6 protein-coding genes and 2 pseudogenes are annotated in these 13965 nt (G+C 38.6%); 6 read left to right on the forward strand and 2 right to left on the reverse strand.

The window, feature by feature from the left end:
• The first annotated feature begins 14 nt into the window (after positions 1-14).
• The 3 genes from CYAN7822_RS29095 to CYAN7822_RS29105 all read left to right on the forward strand — a co-directional run bounded on the left by CYAN7822_RS29095 (position 15) and on the right by CYAN7822_RS29105 (position 6023).
• On the forward strand, positions 15-1988 hold the full coding sequence (locus CYAN7822_RS29095; RefSeq protein WP_013334555.1) for an alkaline phosphatase: 1974 nt from the start codon (positions 15-17) through the stop codon (positions 1986-1988).
• 116 nt (positions 1989-2104) lie between these two features.
• Positions 2105-3514 (forward strand): PEP-CTERM sorting domain-containing protein, encoded by a 1410-nt coding sequence (locus tag CYAN7822_RS29100; RefSeq protein WP_013334556.1) that lies wholly within the window; start codon positions 2105-2107, stop codon positions 3512-3514.
• 112 nt (positions 3515-3626) lie between these two features.
• Positions 3627-6023, forward strand: a complete 2397-nt coding sequence (locus CYAN7822_RS29105; RefSeq protein WP_013334557.1) for an ExeM/NucH family extracellular endonuclease — start codon at positions 3627-3629, stop codon at positions 6021-6023.
• A 39-nt stretch (positions 6024-6062) separates the two neighbouring features.
• On the opposite strand, the gene CYAN7822_RS40265 is transcribed toward CYAN7822_RS29105, so the two are convergent.
• A complete protein-coding gene (locus CYAN7822_RS40265; RefSeq protein ID WP_013334558.1) occupies positions 6063-9521 on the reverse strand; it encodes a bifunctional diguanylate cyclase/phosphodiesterase in 3459 nt (1152 codons plus the stop codon).
• 695 nt (positions 9522-10216) lie between these two features.
• Here CYAN7822_RS40265 and CYAN7822_RS29115 point away from each other — a divergent pair.
• From CYAN7822_RS29115 to CYAN7822_RS29125, 3 genes and pseudogenes are all read left to right on the forward strand, one after another.
• Positions 10217-11170, forward strand: a complete 954-nt coding sequence (locus CYAN7822_RS29115; protein ID WP_041934083.1) for a class I SAM-dependent methyltransferase — start codon at positions 10217-10219, stop codon at positions 11168-11170.
• Positions 11171-11536: 366 nt separating this feature from the next.
• Positions 11537-11785: pseudogene (locus tag CYAN7822_RS29120) on the forward strand (ATP-grasp domain-containing protein); the annotation flags it as partial.
• A 324-nt stretch (positions 11786-12109) separates the two neighbouring features.
• A pseudogene (locus tag CYAN7822_RS29125) lies at positions 12110-13004 on the forward strand (ISL3 family transposase); the annotation flags it as partial.
• 16 nt (positions 13005-13020) lie between these two features.
• Here CYAN7822_RS29125 and CYAN7822_RS29130 read toward each other — a convergent pair.
• A complete protein-coding gene (locus CYAN7822_RS29130) occupies positions 13021-13680 on the reverse strand; it encodes a PEP-CTERM sorting domain-containing protein (protein WP_041934085.1) in 660 nt (219 codons plus the stop codon).
• Between the last annotated feature and the right edge of the window lie 285 nt (positions 13681-13965).

Genomic DNA, 13965 nt, shown 5'->3' on the forward strand with positions numbered 1-13965 from the left:
CAAGGAGAAATATCATGAAATTTCTATCTTTCCCTCTCAACTTAAATTCCTCTTTTGCAAAAGTTATCGCACTGGGTGTAATGGGATTCACAGGAAGCCTTTCCTTAACCCCTGAAATTGCTCATGCCGCTACTGTAACCAATACCAAAAATGTCATCATCATGATTGGGGATGGTATGGGCTGGGAAATGGCCCGCGCGGCAGCTATTCAAAAGCAAATTAATGCTGGAAATACGGGAAATCGTTTAAGTGATTTTTATACATCTGGTAAAGGATCTGGATTAGCTTTTCAACAACTGTCTAACTATGCCCTCGCAACCACTTACGGAACTACCATTGCTCCCCCTAATGGCAAATTTAGTACAGGTAACTCGGCTCTAAATAATACAAATCCGGCCACAGGACAAAGTCCGGTTTTACCGGGTTTTGTCTTCAATCCTGTTTTTAACCCAGGTACCACCACCACAGGAGGTGCTTCCAATCCCAATAATTACGCGGTGGGAAATCTTGTGGGCTACGATCCAGTAAGTGGGGGGGCGGCTCCTTGGGACCCGGCTTATTACGGCGGGCCGATCCCTTCAGGATTTAACAAAGAATATATCAAATATAGCTATCCTGACTCAGCCAATACGGCAACCACACTCTATACAGGAGTCAAGAGCTATAACAACGCTATTGGTGTAGATATTTATGAGCAAGCACTAGATTCTGCCTTAAAAATCGCGTCACTAGAGGGAAAATCTACAGGTTTGGTTACTTCTGTTCCTGTAGACCATGCCACTCCTGGAGCCGCCGCCGCTAACGTTAACCGTCGCAATAAATACGATGAACCCTATCCTTTACTGGATAACATTCTGCAACAAGAATTGCGGGTTTTCCAGCCCACAGTTATTTTAGGCGGCGGAAATCCTATCAGTACCCCAGGTTCTCCGCTTCCGGAGGGTGTTGAACCGAACCAAAGTTTTGAGTTTATCACCAAAGATACTTATGATTATTTAGTGGCTAATCCTATCAACAACCGCTATGATTACCGATTTTTAGAGAATGGCTCCAATGCCGCCAACACGTTATTATCAGTAGCCGCCACACTTGATCCTAACAATGGTGATCGTCTTTTAGGACTCTATGGTGCAGAAGGACAAAACGGTAACTTACCCATCAACTCAGCCAATGGCACTTACCAAAACACAGGACTCGATAATTTTTCTCTCTATAGCTCCGCTCAGGCCGGCAATCCCCGCAATATTATCCCAGGGATTCCCAACCCTGATACAGACCGTCCCTTACGCCCCGGAGAAACCGATGCCGAGTTTATCGCTAGACAATTAGATGAAAATCCTCGTCTTAAAGACCTGACTCAAGCGGCTTTAACTGTTTTAGGGAAAGACCCGGATGGTTTCTGGCTGATGGTAGAAGGAGGAGACATTGACTGGGCCGCCCATGACGATAATATCGATAATCTCATCGGAGCTATTTCTGACTTTAACGATTCCGTCGAATATGTGATGAATTGGATTGCCGATAATGGCGGCTGGGAGAAAAACTTATTGCTCGTAACAGCCGACCATGACCATTATTTAACCCTCAGAGATGATTTTCCTGAACTATTACGAACTGTTGGCGCTCATGACTTAGCTTATTCAAGACATACGCCGGCTGATGCGGGTCATTTCTGGGGATCTGAAGGTTCTGATCCGGCTCTGGTTAACAGTTTGGTTAAGTATAAATGGGGTAGTCATAGCAACCGTCCGGTTCCTGTTTATTTTCAAGGAAATGGCTCAGAAGTCTTGCTCAATTCTGTCGGAACTGGCTATACCATTTATGGTGAGCAGGTTCCGGGAATTCCTGGGTTAGTGGATCAAGTCCATATTGCTAAGACTCAGCTTGATGCTTTACAGGCGGTTCCTGAACCTACAACCGTTGGCGGAGGAATTTTAGCTCTAGTTATGGGGGGTTTCTTCCGATCCAAAAAACGCCATGTTAAGTAAGTCTTAAGACAATTGATTCGGTGATTGCTATAGCTCCCCCCAACCTTAACAAGGGGGGAGTTAAAAAAAAATTCGTGCAAAAACTCTACTGTAAAAATATCCCTGAATAATTGATCATGCTATCTTCAAAAAAATTCCTGCTATCAAGTTTATTTTTAACTCCATCTCTGCTTGTTTTGAGTGCTTTTTCTTCTTCAGCTTCTGCCGTTGAATTAGTCGGACGTGCCGTTTTAAATGCAGATACTTTTGCGCCAGGGCCAACTTCTGGTCAATTAATTACTGCCTCAAATGGTCGCATTCCTCCCTTTATCAATCAGCAACCCATTCAGGGATTTTCGGCTGTTTTACCCGGCCCCAAGGAGGGAACTTATTTAGTCATGGTAGATAATGGATTTGGCTCAAAACCCACTTCACCAGACAGTTTATTAAGATTTTATGCGGTTGAACCCGATTTTACTACCGGTCAAGTTTTTCCCGTAAATTTACAAACTGGAGAGAGATTAAATAGTTTTAGTCAAGAAAGTTGGTTTCAACTAAACGACCAAAATCATCAAGCGGGTTTTCCTATTGTAGCAGACCAAACGAATTATCCTGGAAGCAATATTCCTGTAGATTCTAATCTTAAATCTAATCGTTGGCTAACTGGCGCAGACTTTGATATAGAATCCTTCCGTAAAGTCAGTGATGGAACTTATTGGTTCGGGGATGAATTCGGCCCTTTTTTACTTCATGTATCCGCCAATGGAACCTTATTAGAAAAGCCAATTTCTCTGCCGAATTTTTTAGGGTTAGGGAATAATTCGTTAGTTCAGTCCCCCAGTAATCCCAATACCACAACCCCTAATTTACCTAATTCTAAAGGGTTTGAAGGCATGGCATTAAACACCAATGGGACTAAACTTTATGCTATGTTGGAAGGTCCTTTAAATAATGATCAAAATAGAAATCGCTTGTTGATTAATGAGTTCGATTTAGCCACTAAGCAATATACCGGCAATGTCTTTGCTTATCGTATGGAAAATACAGTTGAAAGTGGTCAAGCGATTGGAGATTTAACGGCTATTAACGATCATGAATTTTTGGTTATAGAAAGGGATAGTAAACAAGGAGACCCCAATAATCCAGCTTTTACCACTCCGGCTCAGTTTAAACGGATTTATAAAATTGACATTAGTCAAGTGGATAGTCAAGGATTTGTCAAAAAAAATTTATTAGTAGACTTGCTAAATATTCCTGACCCTAATAATCTTGGCGGCAATGGAACAACTAACGGAGTCTTTACTTTTCCTTTTGTGACTATAGAGGATGTTTTAATTGTTGATCATCAAACTTTGTTAGTGATTAATGATAATAATTATCCTTTTAGTGTCGGCCGCACACCGGGTCAACCCGATAATAACGAGTTTATCCTAGTTAAATTGGATCAACCTTTAACATCTGTTCCTGAACCTTCAACTGTTGGAGGCGGCATTTTAGCACTCGTTATGGGTGGTTTCTTCCGAAGAAAAAAGCAGCAATCTAATTAAAAAAAATGCGGGAATAAGCTGAAAAATTTTGACAGTATTCCCGTTTTTTGAAAGGCTAAAGCAAGCAAACTTTCATAAAAATTTAACAAAAATTAAAACTCACAAGGAAAAAATGTTACGTATTTCTACTTATGCACCTTTAACAGCTTTGCTCGGATTGGGATTTTTTGCTCCCGCTAGTTATGCTGCTTTACTAGGACAATATACGTTTAATAGTGACAGTTTAGCCGCTAGTAACGTAGCTAATAATGTAAGCTTTAGTAATTTTGGTACAGGTTCAGGTGTAACTAATCCGAGTACAAATCCTACAGGTTTTGCTACAGGTAATCCCACGCCTGCTATTATTCGTAGTAGTTGGAGCAGTGGTTTTACTGCCAATGATTACTTTAACTTTACTGTAACTCTTACTAATAATAACATCCTTAATTTATCCAACTTAACCTTTAATAATCAACGCTCTAATACAGGGCCCAATCAAATAGAAATCCGCTCAAGCTTAGATAATTATGCGACAGTAATCGCTAGTTCCAGTTCAGTTTCCACAAATATTAATTCTGCTTCTCTAAGCTTCAACTTAGCCGCATTGAGCAATATTTCTCAACCTTTAGATTTAAGAATATATGCTTATGGTGCAAGCAGTTCAGCCGGAACATTACGCTTAGATAACGTTCAACTCAATGGCGATGTTTCTGGAGCAGCAATTCCAACCCTGCCCATTTACGAAATTCAAGGAACCGGTAATAGCAGTTCTTATGTAGGCCAAACGATAAAAACTCAAGGGGTAGTGGTTGGTAGCTTTCTCGGGGCCAATCAACTCAATGGTTTCTTTATTCAAGATAATAGCGGTAATAATAATCCCAGCACAAGCGGCGCTTCCAATGGGATTTTTGTTTCTGCACCAACGCTTACGAATCTAGATCTAGGAACTTTAGTAGAGGTGGTGGGTTCCGTTTCTGAAAATTTTAACAGAACACAGCTTACTCTTACTAATCCTCTTAATATTTTAGGGACAGGAGTTTCAGTCGCTCCTACTCAAGTGACTTTGCCGGTTGCGAGTTCCGATTATTTAGAACGTTATGAAGGAATGTCTGTAACCTTACCTCAAACCTTAACGGTAACTAATAATTTTACCCTAGGACGTTATGGGGAACTAGGCTTATCTTCCGGACGACTGTACCAACCCACACAAATTGCTACTCCCGGTGCGGCAGCTAATGCTGTTCAAGCGGCAAACAATCTTAACTTGCTGGTTTTAGATGATGGTAGCAACCGACAAAATCCTGATCCCATTGCTTATCCGTCTCCTGTGCCTCCGGGATTAACCGCTAATAATACTTTAAGAACGGGGGAAACCACCACAGGCGTTACAGGTATTCTAGATTATGGTTTTAGCACTTATCGTATTCAACCAACGCTAACCCCCAGTTTTAATCAAGCTGCAAACCCTCGTCCTCAAACCCCGGCAGAAGTTGGGGGAGATATTAAGATAGGCGATTTTAACCTAGAAAATTATTTTACGACTTTAGGGTCAAGAGGGGCGCAAACTGAATTTGAATTTCAACGCCAGCAAGATAAATTAGTAAGTGCGATTTTAGGTCTTAACGCAGATGTTTTAGGCCTCGAAGAGGTTCAAAATAATGGTTATGGGCCAAACAGTGCTATTGCTAGTCTTGTGGACGCGCTCAACACGGTGGCCGGAGCCGGAACATACGCTTATATTAATCCAGGTGTTGCTCAATTAGGAACTGATCAAATCGCTGTAGGACTTCTTTATAAACCTAGTCGAGTCAACCCTGTGGGTAATGCGGCTATTCTCGATACTGGTATTTTCAATCCAACTATTAACCGTCCTGCTTTAGCGCAAACCTTTAAAGGTTTATTGGACAGCGAGCAATTTACCATTGCTGTTAGCCACTTTAAGTCTAAAGGAGGTACGGCGAGTGCGGCAGGTTCTTGTACGGCGGCTCAAAATGCTGATCAAGGAGACGGACAAGGCGCTTTTAATTGTACTCGTACTCTTCAAGCTATTCAATTAAGCCAATGGTTAGCTACTAACCCTACTAATAGCAAGACTAATTATCAAATAATTTTGGGAGATTTGAATTCCTACGCTAAGGAAGACCCCATTACTACCATCGAGTCCGCAGGTTATATCAACCTAGATAAACAATTTGGTGGCAACAATACTTATTCTTATCAATTTCAAGGGCAGTTTGGTACATTAGATTACGGCTTTAGTAGTGCTAGTCTATTGCCTTTCGTGACGGGTGCAACACCTTGGCATATTAACTCAGATGAACCTGATGTTTTAGGATACAGCACCGCCTTTAAATCTCCCAGTCAAATTGATAGCATTTATTCTCCCGACGCTTTCGCTTCTTCGGACCATGATCCTTTATTAATTGGCTTGAATTTTAGAGCCGTTCCTGAACCTTTGACTTTATTGGGAGCGGCAACCGCTTCTTTATTTGGTGTTTGGTTTAAACGTAGTACAAAATCGAAGCAGTAATGGCGTTTTTTTTCTTAGGACTTACGCACCATTTTCTGACTAAATTTTAAAAGTTTCTAGCGGCTGAGGTTTGCCATATAAATAACCTTGGTAAAAATGACAGCCGCGCTTTTTCAAAAAATTCGCTTGTTCAATGGTTTCTACTCCTTCAGCTACCACCGTTAAATTAAAATGACGAGCCACCGCTAGAATTGCTTCTATTAAAGGGGCATGATTAGAATAGTTCCCGATATCCTGTACAAAATTTTTATCAATTTTAATTTCATTTAGGGGCAAACGCTTGAGGTAAGCTAAAGATGAATAGCCTGTCCCAAAATCATCTAAAGATAAATTAATTCCTAGATCTTGTAATTTAGACATGACCGAGCTAACATAATCTACATCTTGAATAATTAATCTTTCTGTTATTTCTAAGGTTAAACTGTTAGCTTGTACTGCTGTAATATTTATAATTTGTTTGAGATTAGAGACAAACTCTGCTTGAGATAACTGACGTGGGCTAATGTTAACCGATAAGTGGAAATCGGGATTTTTTGCCTGAAAATCTGCCAGAAAAAAACAGGCTTGTTGTAAAACCCATTCTCCAATACTAATAATTAAGCCTGTATCTTCCGCTAAAGGAATAAAAGCACAAGGAGGCACTAAACCTAAGCTTGGATGTTGCCAACGTAACAGCACTTCAGCGCCCACTATTCGCTCATTGATGTCTACCTGTGGCTGCAAATAAAGCCGAAATTCTTGACGTTCTAGAGCGCGGCGTAACTCTTTTTCGAGAGTAAAACGAGATTCAACCTGAACTAACATGGTTGTATCAAAAAAGCAGACACCATTTCTTCCCTTCTCCTTGACTTGATACATGGCGGTATCAGCTTCTTTTAACAGATCACTGACGGTTTCATTAGCTTTAGGAAAAATGGTAATTCCAATACTTGCACTAATGATGAATTCTTCATGTTGGAAAACAAAGGGTGTAGATAATTTTTGGCGTACTTTTTCCGCTACTTCGCGGCTTAAATGAGCGGCTGTTGTTGGCTCATGGTGTAGTTGTGGTAATAATACTACAAACTCATCACCACCAAGACGCGCTACTGTATCTGACTTGCGAACAGACTGCTTTAAACGTTTAGCGACTTCTATGAGCAAATGATCACCGGCATCATGTCCACGAGCATCATTTAAAGTTTTAAACTGATCTAAATCAATAAATAGAATTGCACCATATTCTCCCTTACTTCGTGCTACAGATAAAGCACTCTCAAGATGTTCTAAAAATAAACGACGATTGGCTAAACTGGTTAGTGGATCGTAATAAGCAAGATGTTTAATTTTTGCCTCGCTTTGCTTATGCCCCGTAATATCAGTATGAGTTCCTAATAAACGTATGGGCTGGTGTTGGGCATCCCATTGTACAATTTTGCCCACAGACATTATCCATTTCCAGTTTCCTGTAGCAGTTTTTTGCCGAAATTCTAGGTTATGTTGGCTAATTTTTCCGTTTAAATAAGCTTCATACATAGCCATAATTTTTTCTCGGTCATCTTCATGAGTTCGTTCTATTAAAGAAGAAAAAGTTTCTTGAAATTTTTCAGGATTATAATCAAGTATGAGGGCATATTCCGGGGAAACTGTGGCCTGATTTGTAAGCAAATCGAAATCAAATATTCCTTGGTTAGCGGCTTCTAAAGCGAGACGCAATCGCTCTGCCATTTTTTTTAGTTCTGCTGTACGAAGTTGAATTTGCTGTTCTAATTGAGTTCTGCGATGGGTTAAAGTAACCACTACATTTGTTAGCACTCCTGTGAGCAAAATTCCTACTGTTGCGGCTATAATGCCTGTATACTTCAAATCAGTTTTAACAAATGCAGGCCCGGGTTCAGCAAATATTCCATAAGCTTTATCAGCCAGAAATAAGGGATAAATTAAAGAAAAATTGTTTTTTGGTTCTTTTAATAAAGTTTTAATTAACGCTGGTGATTCATAATAGCGTTGATGGGATTTAACTAACCATTGTATAGGCTGATTGATTTGAATTTCAAGCCAATTTAGATACACAGAAGTCTGTTCTTCTCCCGATGGCGTTATGGTTTGTTGAACGAATGGTTTTAAAGGCAACACAGCTATAACAAAACCTTTTATAGATGAGGAAAATAAACTTTTATTATTTTGATTTTTTCTGATTTTTTCTCTGTCGAATACAGGATAATAAATGACAATTTCTTTTGCATTTTCTGTTTGATTTTGTCGCCTTAAAAATTCTGTAACAGTGGGTAATCCCGTTTGAATTGTTTCTGCTAGTGATGCTGAGGAAAAAGAGGCTAAATCATAACCAAAAATTGCTTTATTTGTTTCATTCGGTTCTACATAAAATATAGGATCAAATTCTTGCTGATTTAATGATGAAGCTTTTTGACCTGGTGCATCTTTTTGAAAAATAGAGAAATTAGTTAAGCCTTCTAACTGAGCTTCAGACTCAAATTTTTCTTTTTCTGTAACAGCAACACGAGGAACCCAGGCCCAGGCTTTTACGATATTTTTATCAACTAAAGAAGCTGTATAATAGTTAAATTCTGGCAGACTCACCCATTTACTACTTTCAAAAAATCGTGCTAAAGAAGATAAATTATTTTCGACTTTTTTTAACTCATAAACTACTTTAGAAGCTTTGGCTTCAGCAATTTGTGTAAATAATGATTGACGAGCATAAAATTCACTCTTGGTAACCAGCCAAGTCATGGTTATAGTAAAAACTAAACCACACATCACACTCACATAAATTTCGATGTGTCTTAATTTTTTTTGGTAATAGGGGGTTAATTTTTCCCGTTTTTTTAGGATTAGTGCTATGAGTGACAACATGGCCAACACTATTGCCATAAATATTTCAGGTAAAAGTTTAAGACGATTAATTTGTTTTTGCCATTCAGCAACTTCAACATCCATCGCCACTAACATTAAAACTTTCCCTGAGTCCGAGGCGATTACTGGAGCGTAAGCTGTGATAAATTGACCGTATTCGTCTTTATAAGGCCCCACTGTTCCTGCTTGTGATGAGTGCAAAGCGGCTTGTAATTGGGTAGGCGGCTGCTGGTAAATGGTTCCAGGGGGGGAAGCTAAAGGATCTTTTTCTAAAAGACTTTCCGGACCAAAAACAATTTGGTTATTTTTGATGGCCATACTATATATACTTCTATAGCCAAAAGACTGACTATAAGCCATCATTTGACCCCGCAGTCTTAAAAACTGTGAGTTAGTTTTATCTTTATCTGTAAACGATAAGGATTCTATTTGTTCTGGAGCAATCATTTGGGCTATGGCCTTAACTTGCAGAAGCAATTCTTGACGTAGCTGTAGATTTTCTATTTGCTCTAACCAAATTATTATAGAAATTCCTGTACCTAAAACTATTAGCAATACTAGAGGTAATAGCCAAGAATACCATTGAATTTTTTTAGATTTTTTTCCGAGACGAGGTTTTGGGTTTTCGCCTTTTTTATTCATGTTTTTTGGCTTTCTATTTTTGTTTACACCTTCTATTACTTAATATTTATTATTTCTGCTCGATAGCCTATGCTTTTTTCTTCTTTTAACGGTAATGACTGGGCTGGTCAAATTTTAAAAGTAAGCAGTGGGAAGCTCAGTCAGGTTTGCCTGTTCCCCCATCTAAGTGAACTGCCCCGAAATTTGGCAACAAGCTGGCTGGAGGGTAATAGGGCACGATTGTCCGCCTTTGACAATTGTTGCACATACTACTTTATTTATGCTCCATGTATTGAATCCGTAATTTCACTTGCTCGATGTCATCGGGAAAAGTCAAAATCTATTGTTAACTTTTTGGCTTTGATTTAACCTCTTTCTAACCTTGTATAATTATTATGCCCTTTTTATAGTGGCATATTGCGATCCGGTTTTTGAAACTGCAAATTTAATAATTAGTAATGAATTTAGGCTGAAATGTTGAGTTAAAATTTATGATAACCTTCCGCGAATTGGGGAGAAAACATCAATTTATCTAACTAATTAGTCTCGTTACTAAGTACCTGGGCAAAAATAAAGTGGCTCTCCCGTAGTTGTGGTGATAAAAAAAGCTTATAAATTATAGGGTGGGTTACGGCGCGGCTCAAAAGTAAACTTAACTGTATTACCAAAAAGTGATATATTAATTCTAGTCTCAACTCTTTAATTGTTTTCTCATGATGTCGGATAAGCTTAAACCCGACTGGGCTGGTGAAGACTTCATCTCTCGCTTTGTTAATTTGATGATTCAAACCAAGCCGGTTTATCGTCTGATGAAACACCAAGCTCGGCAAGTCATTATTAATACTGCCAAAAAAAATGGCATTGATTGGCAAGAAATCTGCCAAAATTTAGAAAAATCGGTCACAAAAGGGTTATTAGCCGAAATGACTAACCCTAATATCACTTATCCCGATTATTATCTCGTTCCCTTTCATGCCTATGACGAGGGGAATCTATGTTGGCAAGCCGCTTTAGAAGCCATTCCGGCCACGCAATCTTTAGGCATTCGGGTATGGAAAGGGGAGAAATTGTCTTGGGAAGTAGCACAAGCTCGTTTACGCTCAAGTTTTCATCAGGTCTTAGGGCGTTACAGTTCTCCTATCGTTAGGGACATTTTAGATTTAGGTTGTTCTGTAGGTATTTCCACAAAAGAACTTCATCGTTACTACTTAAAACGGCAAGACCCTCATCCTCTACAAACTCGAGGACTAGATTTATCTCCTTATATGTTAGCGGTTGCCCAAGTAACCGACGAAAAGGAAGAAATTGCTCAATGGGTTCATGGTTTAGCTGAAAAAACCGATTTTCCCGATAATTCCTTTGATGTTATTACCCTGCAATTTGTTCTTCATGAATTGCCGCGTCATGCTAGTTTAGCTATCTTTACAGAAGTAAAGCGCCTTTTACGTCCTGGGGGAGTTTTTGGCATGATTGATAATAATCCACGCTCAAAAGTCATTCAAAATCTTCCACCAGCCCTATTTATGTTGATGAAAAGTACAGAACCCTGGAGTGATGATTATTATACCTTTAATGTAGAACAATCCCTCATAGAGTTAGGCTTTGACTATCAAACTACTGTTGAAAGCGATCCTCGTCATCGCACTATCGTAGCCACTAAGCCATTATAGCCAATGTTTACTTAGGGTTTTGTCCGTCGCTCGCCGACTTAAAACCCTACCCAAAATGCAGAGATGATCGAAGTTTTAGTTATTTTTAGAAAACACTACAAAATTGGCTCTTCCGTCCTTATGGTGATCAGAAAAGTTTATAATTCGTAGGGTGGGTTAGGCGTGTTGATGATTTTCATGAAAAATAGATAAGTTTTGAGTCGCGCCGTAACCCACCTAGGACTTACGCACCGTAACCAAATTATTAGGGTTTGAGATTGTCCACGATCCTTCGCAAGGCTCAGGATGACATAAAATCGTTGTTTTTAATCGAGAGTGCGTAACTCCTACCACCAAATACAATAAGGTTTTAAATAAATCTGTTTCTTAAATTTAGGTAAACAGGTAGCCAAATATTCTACAGACTATCGACTAGATAGCACTTTGGATGAGGCGATAATAACGTTAAAAACTTTTTTGGAGCGCAAAGACTTTATTATTCTGTCTGCCCTAGAAAAGGTTAAATACGGGAAAATCTACACAGAAATTTATGGGATTGTAGCCGGTGATACAATTGAAGGACTACAACATATTGAGAAAAAGTTACAGAGTCAAGGGTTGCATGACCTCAGCTAAACAATGGGATTTAGATCTGTCTTAAGAGAAAGGAACAAACTCTTTTTTGTTTTTAATATTTATCTATAGCAGTTCTCTGTAAAAAATAATTTAAGAATTTTTACCTTAAGAGCATCCTAGATTTCCTATTCTTAAGGGAATTTCTTTCAAACTCAACAATTAAAAACCCTTTGCGGAAAAGGATATTCTTCACGCTCCCCTTAGCACCGTGAGAGGCTAAGTACCTGGACAAAAATAAAGTTAACTGGGGTCGGGAACGCGTTCCCGACTGTGAGGTTAGGGTGTCGGGTGTCGGGTGTGGGGTAATTGTAGCCATTTTACAATTCTTTAGAACGTCTGTCTTTTGTAGAAATGGGGCGAAACTTTACAATAAGATACGAAGAGTATATCTATGAGAGAGTTAAAGAATTAACCGTTGAACAGGTGAGTAAAAATGAAGACTTAAGCCCTGAAAAAGTTGCAAGTATTTTTAAAAGAATCGCACTTAAAAAAAAAAGACTGGGGACTACCTGAGCGTTTAAGCTTGGATGAGTTTAGCCGAAAAAAAGGGCAAGGAAATTTTGTGACTGTTGTTAGTGATATTGACAAAAGCTCTTTATTAGAAGTAATAGATTCTCATAAAACTGATGAAATTATAGAGGCTTTAAAGCAACAACCACAAGAGTTACGAGAGAATGTAAAAGAAGTTTGTGTAGATATGTGGGGAGGTTTTCAAAAAGTAATTAAAGAAGCTTTTCCTCATGCTTTAATTGTAATTGATAGATTTCACGTCATGAAATTAATTAATAAATCTTTAAATAAAATCCGTTTAATTTTAAATTTAAAAGGCTTAAAAACTCGCTGTTTACTTCTTAAAAATAGTACAGACTTAACCGAAGAAGAAAAGAGCGAATTAGAGGAAGTTTTAAAATCCTCTCCTTGCTTAAGGATAGCTTATGAATTAAAGGAAGAACTACGCAATATTTATGAGAGTAGTACCACCGTAAAAATGGGACTGAGAAGAATTAAAAAATGGTTAGTTTTGGCTAGGTGTCTTTTTGGCCAAACTGCCAAAACTGTAGAGAAGCATACTCAAGAAATCTGTCATTACTTTGTTAATAGAACAACCAGTGGTGTTATGGAAGGAATTAATAATAAGATTAAATTGATTATTAGACAAAGCTATGGCTTTAACATTTTTGATTCTTTGCGAGAAAAATTATTAGCTTGCTTGTTTTAATAAGCCGTGCTTATCATCACAGGTACGGGAGAGCCGCTTTATTTTTAGATAATTTACCTTTGAAGAAAGTGCCAAAACATAATGCTGCCCCAGTACCCAAAAACGTTAAAGGTTCTGGAATTGGTTCTACTGTCTTAAAAATTATACTTCCTGAAGATAGTAAATCATTAGTATAGGTATCTGTGTATTCAAAAAATTCTCCAGTATTAACATCGAATCCTCCCACAGAAACGGTTCCCGTAAAATATTGCTCGTAGCTACCACCCAGAAGAAAAAGCGAATGTATCCCATTAATTGTTACTCCCGTACTACCCCCTGGATAAAATACTTCATTGTAAATTAGCTCTGATTCTAAAAATATTCCTGACAATTCTCCTTGATTAAAGTTAAAACTAATGGGAGTTTTAGAACCCGAGATTATGGCGGTTGGAGGAAAGGGCGACGAGGGAATGCCTACATAAGAATAAAAAAAATCAGCATTTTTTAGTTCAGATAACTGAACAGTTTCTAAACCTATTCCTGTTATGGAAGAATTGTCAAAAGATAAAATACCAGACCCTTGGTCACCAAGGAAAAACTCAAAAGAAGCCGCATGAGCCGATGAAGCCGATTCGACAACCACAGTTTTGGCTATAGTTGAGACTTTCACCATAAAAAGGCCAAATTTGTTAACCATAACTTTGCCAGGTTAGAACGAGGTTACAAGGGTTTGCGCCACTGCTCAAGTTGACTTACCTCGGCTATAATTACTCTAACTCCCAAATGTCAACCATAACCGTGCCCGAAGTTCTTGCTCCGTTCGCGCTCCTAAAAAGTTTTCTAAAAACAGCCCCTTTCAAGAGTCAGATATGGTTGATTTTGGCAAAGATATGATTTACAATTAAGAGTAAGTAATAAGCTTAAACACTGACGCAGAGAAAGATTAAAAGGTTTAAAAATGTTGGAACAACTCTAAGGCACT

Origin of the sequence: Gloeothece verrucosa PCC 7822 (genome assembly GCF_000147335.1) — a bacterium.
GTDB lineage: Bacteria > Cyanobacteriota > Cyanobacteriia > Cyanobacteriales > Microcystaceae > Gloeothece > Gloeothece verrucosa.

Bases quoted from the DNA above. Each gene is read 5' to 3' on its own strand.
- CYAN7822_RS29130 (WP_041934085.1), bottom strand. From the start codon at position 13,680: ATGGTTAACAAATTTGGCCTTTTTATGGTGAAAGTCTCAACTATAGCC.
- CYAN7822_RS29105 (WP_013334557.1), top strand. From the start codon at position 3,627: ATGTTACGTATTTCTACTTATGCACCTTTAACAGCTTTGCTCGGATTG.
- CYAN7822_RS29115 (WP_041934083.1), top strand. From the start codon at position 10,217: ATGTCGGATAAGCTTAAACCCGACTGGGCTGGTGAAGACTTCATCTCT.
- CYAN7822_RS40265 (WP_013334558.1), bottom strand. From the start codon at position 9,521: ATGAATAAAAAAGGCGAAAACCCAAAACCTCGTCTCGGAAAAAAATCT.
- CYAN7822_RS29100 (WP_013334556.1), top strand. From the start codon at position 2,105: ATGCTATCTTCAAAAAAATTCCTGCTATCAAGTTTATTTTTAACTCCA.
- CYAN7822_RS29095 (WP_013334555.1), top strand. From the start codon at position 15: ATGAAATTTCTATCTTTCCCTCTCAACTTAAATTCCTCTTTTGCAAAA.